17 protein-coding genes are annotated in these 21205 nt (G+C 66.5%); 8 read left to right on the forward strand and 9 right to left on the reverse strand.

Features of this window, described 5'->3' with window-relative positions; genetic code table 11:
• Positions 1–10 precede the first annotated feature (10 nt).
• Positions 11–364: a PRC-barrel domain-containing protein gene (locus DWA33_RS03805; protein WP_114356759.1), complete on the reverse strand. Its 354-nt coding sequence runs from the start codon at positions 362–364 to the stop codon at positions 11–13.
• Between the two features lie 435 nt (positions 365–799).
• Positions 800–2971 (reverse strand): TonB-dependent receptor, encoded by a 2172-nt coding sequence (locus tag DWA33_RS03810; protein WP_114356760.1) that lies wholly within the window; start codon positions 2969–2971, stop codon positions 800–802.
• Between the two features lie 187 nt (positions 2972–3158).
• Here DWA33_RS03810 and nikR point away from each other — a divergent pair, with 187 nt between their 5' ends.
• Positions 3159–3602: a nickel-responsive transcriptional regulator NikR gene (gene nikR, locus DWA33_RS03815; protein WP_114356761.1), complete on the forward strand. Its 444-nt coding sequence runs from the start codon at positions 3159–3161 to the stop codon at positions 3600–3602.
• 319 nt (positions 3603–3921) lie between these two features.
• On the opposite strand, the gene DWA33_RS03820 is transcribed toward nikR, so the two are convergent.
• Positions 3922–5994 (reverse strand): methyl-accepting chemotaxis protein, encoded by a 2073-nt coding sequence (locus DWA33_RS03820; RefSeq protein ID WP_114356762.1) that lies wholly within the window; start codon positions 5992–5994, stop codon positions 3922–3924.
• Between the two features lie 253 nt (positions 5995–6247).
• On the opposite strand from DWA33_RS03820, the gene DWA33_RS03825 reads away from it, so the two are divergent.
• The 4 genes from DWA33_RS03825 to DWA33_RS03840 all read left to right on the forward strand — a co-directional run bounded on the left by DWA33_RS03825 (position 6248) and on the right by DWA33_RS03840 (position 11440).
• On the forward strand, positions 6248–6733 hold the full coding sequence (locus tag DWA33_RS03825) for a (2Fe-2S)-binding protein (RefSeq protein ID WP_114356763.1): 486 nt from the start codon (positions 6248–6250) through the stop codon (positions 6731–6733).
• Positions 6734–6843: 110 nt separating this feature from the next.
• A complete protein-coding gene (locus DWA33_RS03830; RefSeq protein ID WP_114356764.1) occupies positions 6844–9198 on the forward strand; it encodes a xanthine dehydrogenase family protein molybdopterin-binding subunit in 2355 nt (784 codons plus the stop codon).
• 139 nt (positions 9199–9337) lie between these two features.
• Positions 9338–10138 carry an FAD binding domain-containing protein gene (locus DWA33_RS03835; protein ID WP_114356765.1) on the forward strand — a complete coding sequence of 267 codons (801 nt, stop codon included), beginning with the start codon at positions 9338–9340 and terminating at the stop codon, positions 10136–10138.
• 186 nt (positions 10139–10324) lie between these two features.
• Positions 10325–11440, forward strand: a complete 1116-nt coding sequence (locus tag DWA33_RS03840; protein ID WP_114356766.1) for a CaiB/BaiF CoA transferase family protein — start codon at positions 10325–10327, stop codon at positions 11438–11440.
• A 123-nt stretch (positions 11441–11563) separates the two neighbouring features.
• Here DWA33_RS03840 and fahA read toward each other — a convergent pair whose 3' ends face one another.
• The 6 genes from fahA to DWA33_RS03870 all read right to left on the reverse strand — a co-directional run bounded on the left by fahA (position 11564) and on the right by DWA33_RS03870 (position 18106).
• On the reverse strand, positions 11564–12832 hold the full coding sequence (gene fahA / locus DWA33_RS03845) for a fumarylacetoacetase (RefSeq protein ID WP_114356767.1): 1269 nt from the start codon (positions 12830–12832) through the stop codon (positions 11564–11566).
• 208 nt (positions 12833–13040) lie between these two features.
• Positions 13041–13697 (reverse strand): maleylacetoacetate isomerase, encoded by a 657-nt coding sequence (gene maiA / locus DWA33_RS03850; protein ID WP_114356768.1) that lies wholly within the window; start codon positions 13695–13697, stop codon positions 13041–13043.
• A complete protein-coding gene (hmgA, locus tag DWA33_RS03855) occupies positions 13694–15040 on the reverse strand; it encodes a homogentisate 1,2-dioxygenase (RefSeq protein WP_114356769.1) in 1347 nt (448 codons plus the stop codon). The genes maiA and hmgA overlap by 4 nt, the downstream gene beginning before the upstream one ends.
• A gap of 57 nt (positions 15041–15097) precedes the next feature.
• The gene (locus DWA33_RS03860; protein WP_114356770.1) at positions 15098–16051 is read right to left on the reverse strand and encodes an MBL fold metallo-hydrolase; all 954 of its coding nucleotides are present in this window, start codon (positions 16049–16051) and stop codon (positions 15098–15100) included.
• A 226-nt stretch (positions 16052–16277) separates the two neighbouring features.
• Positions 16278–16493, reverse strand: a complete 216-nt coding sequence (locus DWA33_RS03865) for a DUF2783 domain-containing protein (protein ID WP_114356771.1) — start codon at positions 16491–16493, stop codon at positions 16278–16280.
• Positions 16490–18106 (reverse strand): FAD-dependent oxidoreductase, encoded by a 1617-nt coding sequence (locus DWA33_RS03870; protein ID WP_114356772.1) that lies wholly within the window; start codon positions 18104–18106, stop codon positions 16490–16492. Before DWA33_RS03870 ends, DWA33_RS03865 begins: the two co-directional genes overlap by 4 nt.
• Before the next feature lie 129 nt (positions 18107–18235).
• Between DWA33_RS03870 and DWA33_RS03875 the strand changes: the two genes are divergently transcribed.
• The 3 genes from DWA33_RS03875 (at position 18236) to DWA33_RS03885 (ending at position 21155) form a co-directional block, all read left to right on the forward strand.
• A complete protein-coding gene (locus DWA33_RS03875) occupies positions 18236–18733 on the forward strand; it encodes a MarR family winged helix-turn-helix transcriptional regulator (RefSeq protein WP_114356773.1) in 498 nt (165 codons plus the stop codon).
• A 173-nt stretch (positions 18734–18906) separates the two neighbouring features.
• A complete protein-coding gene (locus DWA33_RS03880; RefSeq protein ID WP_114356774.1) occupies positions 18907–20367 on the forward strand; it encodes a caspase family protein in 1461 nt (486 codons plus the stop codon).
• Positions 20368–20507: 140 nt separating this feature from the next.
• Positions 20508–21155, forward strand: coding sequence for an OmpA family protein (locus tag DWA33_RS03885; protein ID WP_114356775.1), 648 nt, complete (start codon positions 20508–20510; stop codon positions 21153–21155).
• The last annotated feature ends 50 nt before the right edge of the window (positions 21156–21205 follow it).

Raw genomic sequence — 21205 nt, forward strand, 5'->3', positions numbered from 1 at the left:
GGTGTTGCGATCAGGTCAGCGCCACGCCGTAGTAATCATCGACCTCGCGGGCACCGCGCCCGTCCCATTCTGCGCCGCGGCCGTACTTCGGCGCGCGTTCGAGCTGGTCGGCGGTGACCATCACCTGATAGCCGCCGAGGTCGACGTTGTATTTCAGGGCGGGCCAGGGCAGCGGATAGTGGTCGTCGCCGATGCCGAGGAAGCCGCCGAACGACAGCACGGCGTAGGATACCCGGCCGCTGACCTTTTCGATCATGACCCGCTCGATCGAACCGATCTTCTCGCCGTCCGGCCCGTACACCGCGGTTCCCTGCACCTTGTCGCTGCCGATCAGTTTGAGGGTTTCGTTGGCTTCTGGGTTCATGTTGGTCTCCCTGTGAAGCGAAACCAACGAGTGGGACCGGCACCTGTTCCGTGCCCGGTCCAGCGTCATGACCTCTTCACAAACCGCAGAATCGTATCTATCCTCACTACATCGGAAACAACGAAAGGAGGTGGTCCAGTGTCTCACTCGAAACGCTGTCACCTCGCTGGGGACGCCCGCTGAGGTTGGCTGACTGAGCATTGTTTGCGGCGGCACGAGACCGCTGGTCGTGGATGATGCACAAGCAGTGAGCCGCTCGGCCGAGGCGTCTCGCAGCGCCTGGGAACCAGCGAGTTACGAGGCGCGCGTCGGCGTTCACACGCCGGCGCGCGTTTGTCGTTTGGACTCCCGGTCGTCCGGAGTGGACGAAGTCACATCCGGAACCGGATGATCACGCATCCCGCCCGCTGCATGCGTGATGACAAGGTCGTGTGATCAGAACGTCCCCGCCAGCGTCAGCCGAACCGCCAGCGGTTCCACCGGATGGACGTGGCGGTCGCTGGTGCCGCCCAGCGGCTCGCCCGGCAACCGGGACAGGTAGTAATATTCGATCTGATTGGTCTTGGCGTTGAACAGGTTCAGCACGTCGAGCTGCAGTCGCACGCCGTTGTCGAAGCGATAGCCGGCGCGGGCGTTGAAGATCAGCGACGACAGCGAGCGCACGCTGTCGTCCTCGATCAGCGGCCGCGGGCCGAAGTAGCGGCCTTTCAGCGCACCGAACCAGCCGCGCTGCTCGCCGAGCGTGATGCCGGCGCTCGCCACCCAGGCCGGTGCGCCCGGGATGAAGTCGCCGGCCGGGTCGAAATCCGTGAACCGCGCTTTGGTGTAGGCGACATCGAGATCGACGCCGAGCCAGGACAGCGGCCGATACTGGCTGGTCCATTCGATACCGACCCGGCGGCTCGGCCGGCTCGCTTCGGTGGTGCCGGCGTCGCCGACGAACAGCAGCTCCGAGTCGAAATCGAGCACGAACACCGCGAGCGACGTCGTCAGCTCCGGGATCGATTTGTTGCGGATGCCGAGTTCGGCGCCCTTGGAGCGCACCAGCAGCGGGACGCGGTTCACCGGATCGCCCGAGTTGGGGTCGACGGTGATGGTGGCGCCGCGGATATCGTTGCTGTGCAGACCGGTGCCGGCATTGCCGTAGAACTCGGTGCTGGCCCAGGGACCGAGCACGATGCCGACCTTCGGGCTGGTCATCGATGCCGAGGCGTTGCCGGAATTCGCCGGATTATCGCTGATCACCCGTCCGGTGAAGAAATCCTGCCGAACGCCGGCGGTGGTGCGCAGCCAGTCGGTCCAGCGCACCGTGGTGTCGGTCCAGAGCCCGAGCGACTGCTCCGAGACCTCGTCGGCCCGTACCGTCGACAGCCAGTCGCGCCGCAGCGTCTTGTCGAGGCCGAGATCGATGTTGTCGGCGCGGGTCTGAAGTCCAATCCGGGTTTCCACCGGCAGCCCGGCGAACCGATAGTCGAAGCGCTGCGTGCCGTTCAGGCCGAGCACCGTGCGGCGGTCGTACTGGTTGAACTGGTCGCCGTTCACCGGATCGTCGAGGAAGTAGGTGAAGTTGTTGTAGAGCTGCAGCGACGAGCGGATCACATAGGCGTTGAGGTCGGTCTGGCCGATGTCGCTCGATTTGGCGAACCTGCCGGACAGGCTGTAGCGGCTGGAGATGCCGCCATCGGTCGGATCGAGCGAGCCGTAGCGGCCGATCAGCCCGGAGTCGATCGCGCGCTGCGCGACCTGGTCGGTCGAGGTCCAGCGGTTGGAATAGGCCATTCCGGTCAGCGAGAAGCCGTCGGTCGCGGTGCCCTGGCTGTAGCGCAGCACGCCGTTGAGCTTGCGGACGTTGTCCGGCACGTCCCACGGGCCGTTGTAGGTGCTGGCTTCGAACGCGGCCAGCCAGGTGCCGTCACCGACGCGGGTCGAGCCGGCGCCGAGCAAGCGGCGATAGCCGAAACTGCCGACCGTGACCTCGGCGAGATTCTTGGGCATCGCCCGCAAGTACTCGATGCCGAGCGCGCCGGCCGAGCCGAAGTCGCCGACATCGGCGAAATACGGCCCCTTGCGCACCGTCATGGTGCCGATCAGCTCGGCGATCAGGAAGTTGACGTCGGCATAGCCCTGGCCGTGGCCGTGGGTCGGCATGTTCACCGGCATGCCGTCGATGGTGATGGCGAGATCGGTGCCGTGGTCGAGGTTGAAGCCGCGGAGAAAATACTGGTTGGCTTTGCCTTCGCCCGAATGCTGGGTGACCACCAGTCCGGGTGCCGCTTCCAGCGCTTCGCCAGGTCGCATGAACGGCAGCGCGTTGATCTCGGCGCCGGTGATGACGCGGCTGCTCGCGGCCTGGTCCTCCGGCGCGATCCGTGCGCCCGGGCCGGCGCTCGCGGTCAAGGCTGTCGACGAAGATGGGGCTGGGGCCGATGGCGCCGGGATCGCGCGACCTTCGCGCGCCGCGGTCGCGGGTGCACGCCGCGGCGGCGGTTTGGGCTTCGCGTCGGCCGGGGCATCGACCGTGACTTGCGGCAGTGCCTGCTCGGCCTGCGCCGTGCAACTCGTGGCAGCAAAACTCAATGCGATGCAGCCGGCCGCACAGCCGCGCATCAACTCTCGCCGGAGACTCGCCACGCACACCCCCTCGTGTCCTGCATCGCTGCAAGACGCGCCCGCCCCAAATCTGATATCGCAGGCGGTCCCGGCAGAGCGCCCACGGTCGCAGCGTGCCCGGCGAGTATGACAAAGTCAATCAAACTTCATACCGACAACGCAGTCACCACGAGAGGGGCCATCGATGCACCGCGTCACCATCACGCTCGACGACGACCTGATGGAGAAGCTCGACACGATCATCGCGGCGCGCGGCTACCAGAACCGCTCCGAGGCGATCCGCGATCTGGCGCGGATCGGCATCCAGCAGACCGCGGCGGAGACCACCAGCGGGCATTGCGTCGGCGCGATGGTCTATACCTACGATCACGCCAAGCGCGGCCTGCCGGGCAAGCTGACGCAGAGCTTCCACCATCACCACGAGCTGTCGCGGGCGACGATGCACGTGCATCTCGACCACGATCAGTGCCTGGAAGTGACGATCCTCGACGGCAATGCCAGCGAGCTGCAGCACTTCGCCGACCACATCTTCGCCGAGCGCGGCGTGCGCTACGGACGGCTGGTGACGATCCCGGCGGAGCCGGGGGAGGAGCCGCACGCCCCCGATCAGCACGAAGCGTCATCCTGACGGGCTGGCTTGGGCGTGTACTGATGCCCTTAGCTTCGTCCAATTGGCTTGGCTTTCGCTACGGCACCAGCCGCAGTCGGAGCTGACGAAATGGTTCCGGGAGCGCGGCGAGCGCGGTCGCAGGGGATCGATCGTCGCCTTGGCGCGCAAACCGAGCCTCCCGTCGCAAGCGGAATCCTGGCACGTCGCATCTACGGCGACCGAATGTGAGGTTGATCTGGCAGGCGAACCCAGATCCCCCGACAGGCTCGGACCCCGGTTTGCGCAAGCAGGGAGATGCCGTGGGGACAAAACCCCCTGTGAGCAATCCAGGGCCGCGTTACGACGCCCTCGATTGCTTCGCCTCGCTGGCAATGACCGGGATATTCGCCATGAAGCGATCGAGCTCGGCACGCAGACGTGCACTCTCGGCCGACAGGCTGCGGGCCGATTGCAGCACCTGCGCCGAGGCGGCGCCGGTCTCGGCCGCACCGCGATTGACCTCGGCGATGTTGCCCGCGACCCGCTGGGTGCCCTGGGCGACGCCCTGCACGCTGCCGGCGATCGCGCGCGTGGCGGCGTCCTGCTGGGTGACGGCACTGGCGATCGAGGCGGAGATCGTCGAGATCTCCGAGATCGTGCTGCCGATCTTCTGGATCGACGCCACCGAGTCGCGGGTCGCCTCCTGTATCTCGGCAACCTGAGACGAAATCTCGTCGGTCGCCTTTGCGGTCTGGGTCGCCAGCGACTTCACCTCGGCGGCGACCACCGCGAAGCCGCGGCCCGCCTCGCCGGCGCGTGCGGCCTCGATGGTGGCGTTGAGCGCCAGCAGGTTGGTCTGTTCGGCGATCGTGGTGATGAGCTGCATCACCTCGCCGATCTGCTGCGCCGCCTGGGTCAGCTTGCCGATCCGGGCGTCGGTCTCGTGGGCCTGCTCGACCGCGGCTTCGGCGATCTCGCTCGACTGCCCGACCCGGCGGCCGATCTCGCCGACCGAGGCGGACAGTTCCTCGGTGGCGGAGGCGACGGCCTGCATCCCGGACGACGCCTGCTGCGAATCCCCTGCGACCTGGCCGGACAGCGCCTGCGTGGTCTCCGCGGTACGGGTCAGCGTCGCGGCGGCGCTTTCGAGCTGTGTCGCGGCTTCGGAGACATGTGCCACGATGGCGCCGACCGCGGTCTCGAATTCGCTGGCGAAGCCGAACAGTTCGGCGCGCCTCGCCGCGCGTCCGGCTTCGGCCTCGCGCTCGCGGGCGATCGCGTCCTGTTCGGCCTTGCGGGTGGCCTGGATCTTGAATTCCTCGACGGCGGCGGCCATCTCGCCGATCTCGTCGCGGCGACCGAGCCCCGGCAGCACCACGTTGAAATCGCCGCCGGCCAGCCGCCGCATTGCAGCGCACATCGTCTGCATCGGGCGCGAGATGCCGCGGCCGAGCAGCACCGCCAGCACCGCGCCGAGCAGGAAGCCGCCGATCCCGAGTACCGCCACCATCTGCTCGGTGGCGGCGACCGTGGCGTCGGATTCGCGCTCCAGCCGCTGCTGATCGGCCAGCAGGTCCGCCTTGATCGCCTCGGAATCCTTGATGATCGCCGCCGCGGCGCCGACCATGGTGGCGACCTTGGCGTCGATCGCCTTGACGTTGTCCGAGAGCTTGATCAACGCCTGCCGGTAAGCCTCCAGCATGGTGAAGATTTCCTTCACCGCGCCCGAGATCTCGGCGTCGCCGGACTTGATGATGTTCAGCGAATTCTCGACGAATTTCAGCCGTGCCAAGGCGTTGTCGGCGACCGGGACGCTGGAATTGATCGCAAAGGTGTTGGCCAGCGTCATTGCGGCCGCGTATTGCTCCGAAGCCCGCTTGGCGCCGAGCTCGGCGCTCGAATCCTCGCGATCGCCCGCGGTGCTCACCAGATCGTCGAACTTGTAGCGCAGGTTGAGCCCGCCGCGCGTCAGCCCGTTCTGCACCACCCGGGCGCTGTCGGTCTTGAGCGCCACGATCTCCGCGAACAGCTTGGCGAAGGTGGAGAATTCGCCGGACAGCCGGGTCAGCGCCTCGCGCTGCGCCGGCTTGCTCGCCGCCTGCAGCGAGTGATCGATCGCGCCCTTGAGCTGATCCTGGGCCGCGAGCGCCGCCTTGGCGTCGTCGTCCTTGCCGGTGAGCACGTAGTGCCGCGCCCGGGCCTCGTAGCCGATCATCTCACGGTCGATATTGCGGGCGAGGTCGGACTGCCGGACGCCGTCGCGATAGGCGAGGACGCCGTCCGACACGCGCTCGAACCCGACAAAGGCCAGCCCCATGCTGATCGCGGTGATGCCAAGCACCACCGCAAAGCCGAGCGTCACCTTGCCACGAAACCTCAGGGCCAGCCCCGCGGATTTACCCTGCGGTCCGGCGACAGTCGTCACGCTCACTTGATCGTACCCCGTCCACGCGCCAACGCCCCGGAAACGAACCGGGTACTCCGAAGCTACGCGGCATTCTCTAAAAGCTGCGTAAACCGCTTAGTTCTGCGAACGACTCCCGGAAACGCTCGCTACGGTCACTGAACCGTCATCGATGCTCGCCGCTTCGCAGCATGCCGGCCAGCGACAAAATCCCAGTTGCAAAGTCCGGCTGCCGCGCTTCTAATTGGAACAATTAAAAATTCATCGGGAGGACTGACGCGTGTCCAAAGTCTCAATGACCGTCAACGGCAAGCTGGTGACGGCGGATGTCGAGGATCGAACGCTCCTCGTGCATCTGCTGCGCGATCATCTCGGCCTGACCGGAACCCATGTCGGCTGCGATACCAGCCAATGCGGCTGCTGCGTGGTGCATATCGACGGCCGTGCGGTGAAGTCGTGCACGACGCTGGTCGGCCAGGCCGACGGCGCCAACATCACCACGATCGAAGGCATCTCCAAGGGCGACGAACTGCATCCGATGCAGGCGGCGTTCCGCGACAATCACGGTTTGCAGTGCGGCTACTGCACGCCCGGCATGATCATGTCGGCGATCGACATCGTCAACCGCTACGGCGGCAATCTCGACGAAGAGACCGTGCGCCACGAGCTCGAAGGCAACATCTGCCGGTGCACCGGCTATCATAACATCGTCAAGTCGGTGCTCGACGCCGCCTCCCGCATGAATGTGGCGCAGGCCGCCGAATAGGCCGCCTGCCCGCCTGCCGTTTCGTCGCCGACCACACGTTCGAATGATGGCTGCGACCCGCGACGTTCCGAATCCGCGCGGCCAAAGCAGTCGAAGGGAGAGAATTGCACATGGGCATTGAGGGTATCGGCGCGCGCGTCGCGCGCAAGGAAGACCGCCGCTTCATCACCGGCCGCGGCCGCTATGTCGACGATATCAAGCTGCAGGGCATGACCTATGCGCATTTCGTGCGCAGCCCGCACGCGCACGCCAAGATCACCGGCATCGAAATCGACGCCGCCAAGGCGATGCCGGGCGTGATCGACGTGCTCACCGGCCAGCAGATCGTCGACGACAAGGTCGGCAACCTGATCTGCGGCTGGGCGATCCACTCCAAGGACGGCTCGGCAATGAAGATGGGCGCATGGCCGGCGATGGCGCCGGAAACGGTGCGCTTCGTCGGCCAGGCGGTCGCGGTGGTGATCGCCGAGAGCAAGAACCTCGCCCGCGACGCCGCCGAGGCCGTGGTGGTGCATTACGAGGAACTGCCCGCGGTCGCCAACATCAAGGCGGCGATTGCCGATGGTGCAGCGCAGCTCCACCCCGAAGCGCCCGGCAATATCGTCTACGACTGGGAGATCGGCGACCAGAAGGCGACCGACGAGGCGTTCAGCAAGGCCGCCAACGTCGTCTCGATCGAGCTCACCAACAACCGGTTGGTGCCGAACGCGATGGAGCCGCGCGCGGCGCTGGCCGAGTACAATCCAGCCGAAGAGCACTTCACGCTCTACACCACCTCGCAGAACCCGCATGTCGCGCGCCTGGTGCTGTCGGCGTTCTACAACATCGCCCCCGAGCACAAGCTGCGGGTGGTGGCGCCCGATGTCGGCGGCGGCTTCGGCTCCAAGATCTTCATCTATCCGGAAGAGATGGTGGCGCTGTGGGCCTCGAAGAAGACCGGCCGCCCGGTGAAGTGGACCGGTGACCGCAACGAAGCATTCGTCACCGACGCGCACGGCCGGGATCATCTGTCGAAAGCCGAGATGGCGTTCGACGCCGACAACAGGATGCTCGGGCTGCGGGTCAAGACCTACGCCAATTTCGGCGCCTATATGTCGCTGTTCTCGTCGTCGGTGCCGACCTATCTGTACGCGACGCTGCTGAGCGGCCAGTACAACATCCCGGCGATCTACACCGAGGTGGTGGGTGTCTATACCAACACCACGCCGGTCGACGCCTATCGCGGCGCCGGCCGCCCCGAGGCCTGCTATCTGCTGGAACGTCTGGTCGAGACCGCGGCGCGGCAGCTCAAGGTCGACCCGGCCGAGCTGCGGCGCAAGAACTTCATCACCCAGTTCCCGCATCAGACTCCGGTGATCATGGCGTACGACACCGGCGACTTCAACGCGTCGCTCGACGCTGCGCTGAAGGCGATCGATTATGCCGGCTTCGCAGGCCGCAAGGCCAAGGCCAAGAGCGAAGGCAAGCTGCGCGGCATCGGCCTGTCCTGCTACATCGAGGCCTGCGGCATCGCGCCGTCGAAGGCGGTCGGCTCGCTCGGCGCCGGCGTCGGGCTGTGGGAATCTGCTGAAGTCCGCGTCAACCCGGTCGGCACCATCGAGATCCTGACCGGCTCGCACAGCCACGGCCAGGGCCACGAGACCACCTTCGCCCAACTGGTCGCCGACCGGCTCGGCATTCCGATCGGCCAAGTGTCGATCGTGCACGGCGACACCGACAAGGTGCAGTTCGGCATGGGCACCTACGGGTCGCGCTCGGCCGCGGTCGGCATGTCGGCGATCTTCAAGGCGATGGAGAAGGTCGAAGCCAAGGCCAAGAAGATCGCGGCGCATCAGCTCGAAGCCTCCGAGAACGATATCGTCATCGAGAACGGCGAATTCAAAGTCACCGGCACCGACAAGGCGATCGCGCTGCCGATGGTCGCGCTCGCCGCCTACACGGCGCACAACCTGCCCGACGGCATGGAGCCCGGCCTGAAGGAAAGCGCGTTCTACGATCCGACCAACTTCACCTTCCCGGCCGGCTCCTACATCTGCGAAGTCGAGGTCGATCCGGGCACCGGCAAGACCTCGTTCGTCAACTTCGTCGCGGTCGACGATTTCGGGCGGCTGATCAACCCGATGATCGTCGAGGGCCAGGTCCATGGTGGCCTGGTCCAGGGCATCGGTCAGGCGATCCTGGAGAACGCGATCTACGACGACAGCGGCCAGCTCGTCACCGCGTCGTTCATGGACTACGCGATGCCGCGCGCCGACGACGTGCCGTCGTTCCATATCTCGCACACCACGACGCTGTGTCCGGGCAATCCGCTCGGCGTCAAGGGCTGCGGCGAGGCCGGCGCGATCGGCGCTTCCGCAGCGGTGATCAACGCCATCACCGACGCGATCGGCAACAACCGGCTGGAAATGCCGGCGACGCCCGACCGGGTCTGGCACGCGATGCAATTGCAACAGGCGGCCGAATAAGACCGTCATTGCGAGCACCCGGGTCCGCGCGTCGCGCGGTCCGGGCACAGGCTCCGCGAAGCGATCCAGAGGCTTCGCTCCTCGCAATGACGCAGAGCTTGTTGGACAGACAACAATCGATCTCTGACAGGAGATATTCATGTATTCCACCAACTATCACCGCGCCTCCTCGGTCGACGAAGCCGTGGCGCTGATCGCCAAGGGCAGCGACGCCAAATTCCTCGCCGGCGGCCACACGCTGCTGCCGGTGATGAAGCAGCGGCTCGCAGCGCCGGGCGATCTCGTCGACATCGCCAAGATCCCGGCGCTGATCGGGATCGAGGCCAGCGGCGACACGCTGACCATCAAGGCGGCGACCACCTATTACGACATCATGCACAATGCCGACGTGAAGCGGCTGATCCCGGCGATCGCGCATCTCACCTCGGTGCTGGGCGATCCGGCGGTGCGTTATCGCGGCACGATCGGCGGTTCGGTCGCGACCAACGATCCGGCCGCGGACTATCCGGCCGCGATCCTGGCGCTCAACGCCACGGTGAAGACCAACAAGCGCGAGATCCCGGCCGATCAGTTCTTCAAGGGGCTGTTCATGACGGCGCTGGAAGACAACGAGATGATTACCGCGATCTCGTTCCCGGTGCCGGAAAAGGCCGGCTACGCCAAGATGCGCAACCCGGCGTCGCGCTTCGCGCTGACCGGCGTGTTTGTCGCCAAGCTGAAGAGCGGCGAGATCCGCGCCGCCGCGACCGGCGCGTCGCAGGACGGCGTGATGCGGGTGCCGGTGATCGAAGACGCGCTGAAGGCGAACTGGTCGGCGTCGGCGCTCGACGGCATCAAGGTCTCCGACGATGGCCTGATCGAGGACATCCACGGCACCTCCGACTACCGCGCCAACCTGATCAAGGTGATGGCGCAGCGCGCGGTGCAGGCCGCCGGCTGACCAATTCCATGACACGGCAGGCGGCGCGCGGTTTCGCGCGCCGCTTTGTTTTTGTGCGGTGCCGCAGCATGGCGGCATGCGGCGCTGGGACGAAAAGTCACTTGCCCGGAGCACACCGGGCATGGTGATTGATCCCGACAACAACCGCTCCGCGCCGCGCGCGGACAACAACAATGGACACCCAAGGTGCAAGACACAGCGACCGCCTCCCCCAAGCCGACCACGAAAGCCAACGCCAGCGGCCCGCTCGCCGGCACCCGCATCGTCGAATTCGCCGGCATCGGGCCGGGCCCGTTCGGCTCGATGCTGCTCGCCGACATGGGCGCCGAGGTGATCACGCTGGTGCGCGCCGGCCAGAAGCCGCAGGGCGCCGCCGCGCGCGGCCGCACCGTCGTCACCGTCGATCTGAAGGACAAGGCCTCGGTGGCCGACGTGCTGAAGCTGCTCGATAGCGCCGACGCGCTGGTCGAAGGCTATCGCCCCGGCGTGATGGAACGTCTCGGCCTCGGACCCGACGTGGTGATGGCGCGCAATCCGAAGCTGGTCTACGCGCGGATGACCGGCTGGGGCCAGACCGGCCCGCTGGCGCAGGCCGCCGGCCACGACATCAACTACATCTCGATCACCGGCGCGCTCGCGGCGATCGGCCCGGCCGACAAGCCGGTGCCGCCGCTCAACCTGGTCGGCGATTTCGGCGGCGGCTCGCTGTATCTCGTCGTCGGCATCCTTGCCGCGTTGCTCGAAGCGTCGAAGTCCGGCAAGGGCCAGGTGGTCGATGCCGCGATGTGCGACGGCGCCGCCTCGCTGATCACGATGTTCTTCGACATGACCGCGGCGGGCCGCTGGAAGGAAGGGCGCGAGAGCAACATGCTCGACGGCGGCGCGCATTTCTACGGCACCTATGCATGCGCCGACGGCCAGTTCGTCTCGATCGGCTCGATCGAACCGCAATTCTACGCGCTGCTGCGCCAGATCGCCGGCCTGACCGACGCCGACTACGACGCCCAGATGGACCAGAAGCAGTGGCCGGCGCTGAAGCAGAAGCTCGCCGCGGTGTTCAAGACCAAGACCCGCGACGAATGGTGCAAGCTGATGGAAGGCACCGACGTCTGCTTCGCACCCGTCCTGACAATGTCGGAAGCCACCAAGCATCCGCACATGGTGGCGCGCGAGGTGTTCATCAATCACGAGGGCCACACCCAGCCGGCCCCGGCGCCGCGATTCTCCCGCACGCCGTCGTCCGCGCGACCGCCGGTGCATTCGCAGATCGGCGATGTGGTGAAGGCCTGGGGCGGGAAGTAACAAGTCGTCACGTCATTCCGGGGCGCTCACGAAAGTGAGCGTACCCGGAATCCAGAAGTTATGATCACCTCGAGATTCCGGGTTCGCGCCTGACGGCGCGCCCCGGAATGACGGTGCAGGGAATTACTCGCTCGCCGCCAGCACCGTGCCCTCGACCTCGCCGAAGCCGACGCGGTAGCCGTCGCCCTGGCACCAGCCGCGCATCACCAGGCTGTCGCCGTCTTCGAGGAAACTGCGGGTCTCGCCGCCCGGCAGCTGCACCGGCTCCGTGTCGTTCCAGCTCAATTCCAGCAGGCTGCCGAGCTGATCCTTCGTCGGGCCCGACACCGTGCCGGAGCCGAGCAGGTCGCCGACGCTCATCGCGCAGCCGCTGGAGGCGTGGTGGACGAGCTGCTGCACCGACGACCAGTACATGTATTTGAAATTGGTGGCGCTGATCCGCGCCGGCGCATTCATTGCCGGCGTCCGTAGGGCGACTTCCAGCGCCATGTCGTAATTGTTGGCGCCCTTCTGCTGCAGATAAGGCAGCGGCGCCGGGTCCTGCGCCGGCCCGGCAATGCGGAACGGCTCCAGCGCCTCGCGGGTGACGATCCACGGGCTGATCGAGGTCGCGAACGCTTTGGCCTGGAACGGCCCGAGCGGCACGTACTCCCATTGCTGGATGTCGCGGGCGCTCCAATCGTTGAGCAGCGTGAAGCCGAAGATCATCTCCTCGGCCTGCTGTTCGGTCAGCATCGTGCCCATCGCCGACGGCTGCCCGACCACGACGCCGATTTCGAGTTCGAAATCGAGCCGCTTGCACGGTCCGAAGCTCGGCAGTTCTGCCGACGGCGGCTTGAGCTGGCCGCGGGGGCGGTGGATCTTGGTGCCGCTGACCACGACGGTCGAGGCGCGACCGTTGTAGCCGATCGGGATGTGCAGCCAGTTCGGCAGCAGCGGGTTGGTCTTGTCGCGGAACATGGTGCCGACATTGGTGGCGTGTTCCTTCGACGAGTAGAAGTCGGTGAAGCCCTCGACGCGGAGCGGCAGATGCAGCTTCGCCTCCGCCATCGGAATCAGCGCTTGCTTGCGAAGCGCGGCGTCGTCGCGCAGCTCGGGATTGTCGTGCCGGAGCAGCGCGCTGATCCGCGCCCGCGTGCTGCGCCAGACGTTCGGCCCGAGCGCCATGAAGGCATTGATCGAGCCTTGCGCGAACACATCCGCCGGCAGGTCGAGCAGCTTCGCAGTCTGCAGTGCGGCGAGATCGAGCACGAACTCGCCGATCGCGACACCAACCCGGGGCGATGGACTGTTCGCGGTCGAGACCACGCCGTAAGGCAGGTTCTGGATCGGAAAGTCGCAGTCGGCCTTCACCTCAATGAAGGAGCGCAGACGAGGATCGTTGGGGTGCATGAAGGGTCCTGGAACGTTGAACGGCTCGACCGGATCGTGAAGCTCTCTTCACCCTCCCCTGGAGGGGGAGGGTCGGCACGCAGCCCGCGCAGCGGGATGCGGGACGGGGTGGGGTGTGCCGCGGGCACGGCGGATGAACTCTTCGCCACCCCACCCCGCTCGCTGACGCGAGCGACCCTCCCCCTCCAGGGGAGGGTATTCGTCACGTTCACTCCGCATCCGGCTGCCGGCCCGGCTCGGCGGCGACGAAGGCGTCGAGCTTCATCGCTTCGGCTTCGATCTGGCGGATGCGTTCGAACGGGGCGAGGTCGGCGTCGAAGCGGCGGGCGTTGAAGATCTGCGGCACGATGCAGATGTCGGCCAGCGTCGGCCGGTCGCCGTAGGCGAACGGCCCCGGCGTCTGCGTAAGCCGCGCCTCGATCGCGGCGAAACCCTGCTCGATCCATTGCTTCGACCAGATCGCCCGATCGGTCTCGTCGACGCCGAGTTCGCTCAGCCGCTTCAGAATCCGCAAATTGCCGATCGGATGAATGTCGCAAGCGACCGCATAGGCGATCTCGCGGACGATGGCGCGGGCCTTCGGATCTTTCGGCAGCAGCGGCGGCTCGGGATGAGTCTCGTCGAGATATTCGATGATCGCCAGCGATTGGCCGAGGTTGAACTCGCCCTCGCTCCAATACGGCACCAGGCCGGCCGGATTGATCCACCGATAGGCCTCGAGGTTCTGCTCGCCGTCGCGCAGATGCACGTAGCGCTGCGCCACGATGATGTTCTTGAGGTTCAGCGCGATTCTGACCCGATAGGCCGCGGAGGAACGGAAATAGCCGTACAGCACCGCAGCGTCGTGATCCTGAGCTTTGGTCATGGCCGGTTCGGATCGAAGCGCTTTTCGAGACCGTTCCAGCAGTCGGCGTAATCGTCCTGCAGCAGGCCCGAGTTCGCCGCATAGTCGGTGACGCGCTGCGGGTAGCGGGTCTCGAACATGAACGCCATCGTACCGGTCAGCTTCACCGGCTTCAGCTCGCCGTTGCTGGCATGATCGAACGCCTCGCGGTCAGGCCCGTGCGGCAGCATCATGTTGTGCAGCGATGCGCCGCCGGGCACGAAGCCCTGCGGCTTGGCGTCGTACACGCCGTAGATCAGCCCCATGAACTCCGACATGATGTTCATGTGATACCACGGCGGCCGGAACGTGTTCTCCGCCACCATCCAGCGCTCGGGGAAGATCACGAAGTCGATGTTGGCGGTGCCGGCAGTCTCAGACGGCGAGGTCAGCACGGTGAAGATCGACGGATCGGGATGGTCGAAGCCGATCGCGCCGACCGGCGAATAGGTCCGAAGATCGTATTTGTACGGCGCGTAGTTGCCGTGCCAGGCGACGACGTCGATCGGCGAGTGCGGCAGCTTGGTCATGAACATCTGCCCGCCCCACTTCACGTAGAGCTCGGTCGGGGTGTCCTTGTCCTCGTAGGCCGCAACCGGGGTGAGGAAGTCGCGCGAATTGGCGAGGCAGTTGGCGCCGATCGGGCCGCGCTCCGGCAGCGTGAAGGCGCCGCCGTAGTTCTCGCACAGATAGCCGCGCGCCGGACCGTCGACCAGTTCGACCCGGAACTTGACGCCGCGCGGGATCACCGCGATCTCGGCCGGCTCGATGCTGATGACGCCGAATTCGGTGACGAGGCGCAGGCTGCCCTGCTGCGGCACGAACATCATCTCGCCGTCGGCATTGTAGAAGTGCTGATCGACCATCGACTCGGTGATCAGATAGAGATGCGTTGCCATCCCGGCCTGGGTGTTGACGTCGCCGGCGGTGGTCATGGTGCGCACGCCCTGCAGGAAGGTCAACTTCTCCTGCGGCATCGGCGGCGGATCCCAGCGCAGCTGCGCGATCGGCAGGTCGTGCTCGAAGCACGGCGCCGAACGCCACAGTCCCATCTCGGCCTTGGCGAAGCGGCCGGAGTGCTTCACCGAGGGACGGATGCGATACAGCCAGCTGCGCTCGTTGGCGCCGCGCGGCGCGGTGAAAGGCGAGCCGGACAATTGCTCGGCATAGAGCCCATAGGCGGCACGCTGCGGCGAGTTGCGCCCGATCGGCAGCGCGCCGGGCAGCGCCTCGGTCTCGAACGAATTGCCGAAGCCCGACATGTAGCCGGGCGTGATGTCCTGCGACGAGCGGCCGATGATCTGCGGGGCGGCATTGATGTTCATGGTCGTGCTCCGATCGGTTGGCGCGAGGCGCGGCCGTAGCCGCGCTCGCGGTTCGGACTAGCCGCCCTGCAGGGCGGCCCACATTTCGCGGTCGCGCTCGGCGGTCCAGATCACCGGATCGTCGATGCCCGAGGCTTCGTCGAACGCGCGCGAGACGTTGAACGGCAGGCAGTGCTCGTAGATCGCGAAGGACGAGAACTTCGGGTCCATCGCCTCGCGGGTGGCGTCCCAGGTCTCCTTCAGGCTGCGGCCCTTGGCGACCGAAAGTTCGGCGGCGCCGTACAGCGTGCCGACGAAATCGCGGGTCATCGCGATCGCCTCGCGCGTCGTCTCCAGCCCCTTCAGCGCGTCGCCGCGGCCGGGCGCGATCGCCTTCGGATTGAATTCGCGGATCTCGTTCAGCGTCGCCGGCCACTCGCGCAAATACGCGTCGCCGCAATAGCAGGCCGAGTGATACTCGACGAGGTCGCCGGTGAACATCACCTGTGCGTCCGGCACCCAGGCGACGATATCGCCCGAGGTGTGGCCGGCGCCGAGCTGCATCAGCCGCACCTCACGCTTGCCGAGGAAGACCGACATCTCGCCGTCGAACGCCAGCGTCGGCCAGGTCAGGCCGGGGATGCTCTCGGCATCCTGGAACAGCCGCGGAAACCGGCCGTATTCCGAATCCCAGTCCTGCTGGCCGCGCTCCTCGATCAGCCGATAGGTCTCCTGCGACGCGATGATGCCTTGCGCCTGATACGCCGAAGCGCCGAGCACGCGCACTGCGTGATAATGCGACAGCACCACGTATTTGATCGGTTTGTCGGTGACGGCGCGGACGCGCTCGATCACCTTGCCGGCCATCGCCGGCGTCGCCTGGGCGTCGAACACCAGGCAGCCGTCCTCGCCGACGATCACCGCCGAATTCGGATCGCCCTCCGCCGTGAACGCATAGAGATCGGGACCGATCTCGGAGAACGTCACCTTCTTTTCAGTGAGGTCGGTGGTGGAGGCGAAGCCTTTGGCCATGTGCGGTCCTTGTTAGTTGTCGACTCGTTCACGCGCTTATGCGCTGATCGTTCCAGGTCGTCATTCCGGGGCGCTCGCGCAGCGAGCGAACCCGGAATCCCGAGTTGTTCTGCGACTGCCGCTTCGCACCATCACTTCGAGATTCCGGGTTCGCGCCTGGCGGCGTGCCCCGGAATGACGAACCTTGGGGCGACGAGCTTGCGCCGCGCGGTTTCGTTGACGCCGGTCACTCCCGTTGCCCCTCCACCACGCTCCGTTTCGCCAGCGCCGCCGCTTCGCGGAGCAGACCGAGGTCGCCGACGTGGTTGGCGAGGATCAGCACCAGCGCCGCATCGAGCGCCGCGCTCTGCTCGTCGCTCAGACCGCGATGCGTCTCGACGATCAGCCGATAGGCGGCATCGGGATCGGCAAAATTGCTCTTGGTCGACAGCACGGCAGTCAAAGCACAGCCCTCCCGCTCGCTCGCGCCAGCGCCGCATCGATTGCATCTGCCGTGGGGTGCCGGAACCGTGCGGCGACGTAGCCATCGGGGCGCAGCAGATAGGCCGAACCCGGCGCTGCATCGTAGCGCTGCGCGAAGGCGCCCTGCTGGTCGCGCAGCGGCGCGTCGTCGCCGATGCGCAGACTTGCGACTCCGGCGGGCAGCGGCGCGCGCATTGTGTTGGCGCTTTCGAGCAGCACGAAGTTACGGCCCGCCTGTGTGAACGCATCGGTGAGAAACAGCGGCTCGCCTTCGGCGGAACACAGCGGCGCATCGATCAGCGCGGCGCCAGGGCGTGGACCGGCGGCCCAGCCATCGACATCCGGCGTGGACAGGGGGCTGTCGTACACCGAGGGAGTCGACAGCCGGCCGGCATTGACCATCCGCTTGGCGAATTCGACGTCGTGGGCCAGCGCCAGCACCGCATCGCGCAGCCGGCGTTCCTGTTTCGAATGCGGCGCGATGAAATCGGTCGAGCGGGTGGAGTGGCGGATGTTGTCGTCGGCGGCCTGACTGCGCTCGATATCGTAGCTGTCGAGCAGGCTGGCGGGCGCCTGCCCGCGCAACACCAAATCGAGCTTCCAGGCGAGGTTCTCGCCGTCCTCCAGACCCGAATTGGCGCCGCGCGCGCCGAACGGCGACACCTGATGCGCCGAGTCGCCGGCGAAGATCACCCGCTCGTGCAGGAAGCGCTGCATCCGCCGACACTGGAACTTGTAGATCGAGATCCACTCGAAGCTGAAATCGCCGTGGCCGAGCATCCGCTCGATCCGCGGGCGCACCCGCTCCGGCTGGCGCTCGACTGCGGCATCGGCCTCGGCGCCGATCTGCAGATCGATCCGCCAGACGTCGTCGGGCTGGCGATGCAGCAATGCCGACTGGCCGGAGTGGAACGGCGGATCGAACCAGAACCAGCGCTCGGTGGGAAACTCCGCCGTCATCTTCACGTCGGCGATCAGGAACTGATCTTCGAACACTTCGCCGGCGAACTCGGCGCCAACCATGCCGCGCAGGCTGGAGCGGGCGCCGTCGCAGGCGATCACATAGTCGGCGGCGAGCCGATACGGCCCATCCGGCGTTTCGATCGTCAGCTCGGCATGATCGTTGTGCTGGGCGAGCGCCGTCACCTTGTTGCGCCAGCGCAGATCGATTCCCGGCAGCTGCTGCACCCGGCCGACCAGGAACGCCTCGGCGTAGTATTGCTGCAGATTGATGAAGGCCGGCATCTTGTGGCCGGTCTCCGGCAGCAGGTCGAAGCGGTACACCATCTCGTCACGGCGAAAGATCTTGCCGACCTGCCAGATCACGCCCTTTTCGACCATCTGGGCGCCGACGCCGAGCCGGTCCCAGACCTCGAGCGCGCGCTTGGAGAAACAGATCGCGCGCGAACCTTCGCCGATCCGGTCGGCATCGTCGAGCAGCACCACGTTCTGGCCGCGTTGTGCCAGATCGATCGCCAGCGACAGCCCGACCGGGCCGGCGCCGACCACCACCACCGGATGGCGTGCCGGGTCCCGTCGATCCTGATCCGGATGCCGGCGATAGCCGAACTGGAAATGCTCCTGATGGGCCATCGGCCTCAGCCCCGCCGACCCGTTCGCCGGTGCAAAGCGCTGGTCAAGGCGTCCTCCTGTGTGATAGTTTCATTTGCAACTATCTAAGCCGCGATCGTCGCGCCGCGCAACCCGGCCCGGGAGAAATTTTTGTCGAAGCTCGATCTGTTCTCGTTCGTGCCGTTCCAGCTCAACCGGCTGGCCGCGGAAGTCAGTGCCGCGTTGTCGGAGGAGTATCAGCAGCGCTATGGGCTGGACATTCCCGGCTGGCGCATTCTCGCCACGCTCGGTTTTAGGAATGACGCCTGCACGGCGCAGTTCATTGCGCAGTGCACACGCACGCACAAATCGACCATCAGCCGTGCGGTCACCGGCCTGCTCGAGCGTGAACTGATCGAACGCGTCGAGAACGAGGATGATCGCCGCGAGTTTCGGCTGCGCCTGACCAGGAAGGGCCGCGGCCTGTATCACGAGCTGGTGCCGCGGCTGAAACGCAAGGAACAGGAGATCCTGTCCTGCCTGACGGAGCGGGAGCGCGAGCAACTGGCCGCCGTCCTCGGCAAGATCGAGCGGCATCTGAACCTGATCCAGGCCAGCCACGACCATTCCGAGACGGCGCCGGCGAAGGCGCCGGCCTCGGTCGGATGATCGGCATCGGCGCCACCAAGTCGGCGACCGTCGATCGACCACGCTGATCAGCACGAGGCAGGTCCGGGCGGCGATGATTGACAGCCGCGACGACGGTGGGGTGAGATGCGGCGCACAAGCTTTCGAGTTCGCGGCCTCGTTCGAGGCGGCATGCACCACAGGACCGGCGTCGAATGAACATCCGTCTCGGCTTGGTCGTCGTCCTCCTCGCGGCTTTGTTTGCAACGCCCTACTCGTTCGCCGCCGACGGGCCGGCCCGTGTCGCGCTGGTGATCGGCAACGGCAAGTATCCGGACGCCGACAAGCCGCTGAAGCAGCCTACCAACGACGCCCGCCTGCTCGCCGAGGAGTTGAAGCGCGCCGGCTTCGATGTCGATCTCGGCGAGGATCTCAGCGGCGACGCCATGCGCCGCGCTTTCGACCGGCTGTATCAGCGGGTCAAGCCGGGGTCGGTGGCGTTGGTGTTCTTCAGCGGATTCGGAATCCAGTCCGGCCGACAGAGCTATCTGGTGCCGGTCGACGCTCAGATCTGGACCGAGCCCGACGTCCGCCGCGACGGAATCGCGCTCGAAACCGTGCTGGGTGAGCTGAACAGTCGCGGCGCGTCGGTCAAGATCGCGCTGATCGACGCCTCGCGGCGCAATCCGTTCGAACGGCGTTTCCGCAGTTTCTCCGCCGGGCTCGCCCCGATCATCGCCCCGGGCGGATCGCTGGTGATGTACGCCGCCGCGCTGAGCTCGGTCGTCACCGACCGTGGCGACGAGCACAGCCTGTTCGCCAGCGAGCTGCTCAAGGAAGTCCGCGCCCCGGGAATCTCCGCCGAAGAAGCGCTGAACCGCACCCGGCTCGGGGTGACCCGGGCGTCGCGCGGCGAACAGGTGCCTTGGATTTCGTCGTCGCTCGCCGAGGAATTCTCCTTCGTCCCGGGCGCAAAGGCGGCAGACAAGCCCGTAGAGGCCAAGCCCGCGGCCGCCGCCGTGGCTGCGCCGCAGGCGGCACCCGAACCGGAGAAGCCGGCCGAACAGCCCAAGCCGGCGCCGAAGGCCTCGGCCGCGCCGGCCCAGACCGCCGCCGACCAGCGCCCGACGCCGGCTCCCGGCGAGCGGCGCGACGACGACAAGCTGGTGCTCGCGCTGGCGAGCGATCCGACGGTGAAGTCGCTCAACGCGCGGATCGCCGAGCGGCCGTCCGACGGCAATTCCTATTACCGGCGCGGTCAGGTGTACGCCAGCAAGGGCGCATATCGATCGGCGATCAAGGACTTCGACGAAGCGATCCGGCTCAACCCCAAGGACGTCGAGGCCTACAACAACCGCTGCTGGGTCCGCACCGTGATCGGCGAACTGGAGCCTGCGCTCGCCGACTGCAATCAGGCGCTGCAGCTCAGGCCGAATTTCGTCGACGCGCTCGACAGCCGCGGGCTGCTGCACCTGAAGGGCGGCCGCGACAAGGCCGCGATCGCCGATTTCGATGCCGCGCTCAAGGTCAATCCGCGGCTGACCTCGTCGCTGTATGGCCGCGGGCTGGCGCGCAAGCGGACCGGGCTCACCTCCGAGGGCGACATCGACCTGACCACGGCGAAGAACCTGGATCCGAATATCGGCAAGGAGTTCGCCGGCTACGGCGTGCGCTGAGCAGATCCAACCCGATGCCGCGAGCGCCCGACGGGCGCGTTGAACCTGCCGCCGAGATGGCGCGACGATCAGGAACGAGGGTCATCAACAAACCGTCCGCCACCGGCCAACGGTGCGCGATCGTTTACGGAGGAAGTATCATGCCGCGGATGTCCGTATCCCGCCCCCGCATCGTTCTCGGAACCGCCGCTCTGGCGTTCAGCGCTGCCCTGTCGCTCGGGCCGGCGCTGGCCGGCGACGTCACATCGGACCAGATCGTCCGGGCGCTGACGCCGAACAAGCCGTTGACCCGCAGCCTGTCGGCCGCACAGCCGGCCGCCGCTGTCGACCCGACCCAGGTGCGGTTCGTCGACAGCCTGCGTAACCGGCCGACCCGGTCGCTGTCGTCGGGGGAACGCGCCCAGATCGCCGAGCTGACCAAGGACAAGCCGAACATCGATCTCGAAATCACCTTCGAGTACAACTCCGCGACCATCAGCCGCAACGCCGCTGCGGCGGTCGAGGCCCTGGGCAAGGCGCTGTCCAGCCCCGACCTCAAGGGCGCCACCTTCGTGGTGGCCGGTCACACCGACAGCGTCGGCGGTGACGCCTTCAATCAGGAGCTTTCGGAGCGGCGCGCCGACACCATCAAGCGGGTGCTGGTGGAGAAGTACGGCATCGCCGGCACCGATCTCGTCACCGTCGGATACGGTGAAAGCCGGTTGAAGGACCCGGAACGCCCTGCCGACGGACTCAATCGGCGCGTCCAGGTCGTCAACATGTCCGATCAGAGCGCTGCGGCCAAATGATCGCCGCTTTGGCCGATCACCACAGCTCTTCAAGGCGTCCCGCGATCCGG

It is taken from the genome of Rhodopseudomonas pentothenatexigens, from assembly GCF_900218015.1.
Taxonomy (GTDB): domain Bacteria; phylum Pseudomonadota; class Alphaproteobacteria; order Rhizobiales; family Xanthobacteraceae; genus Rhodopseudomonas; species Rhodopseudomonas pentothenatexigens.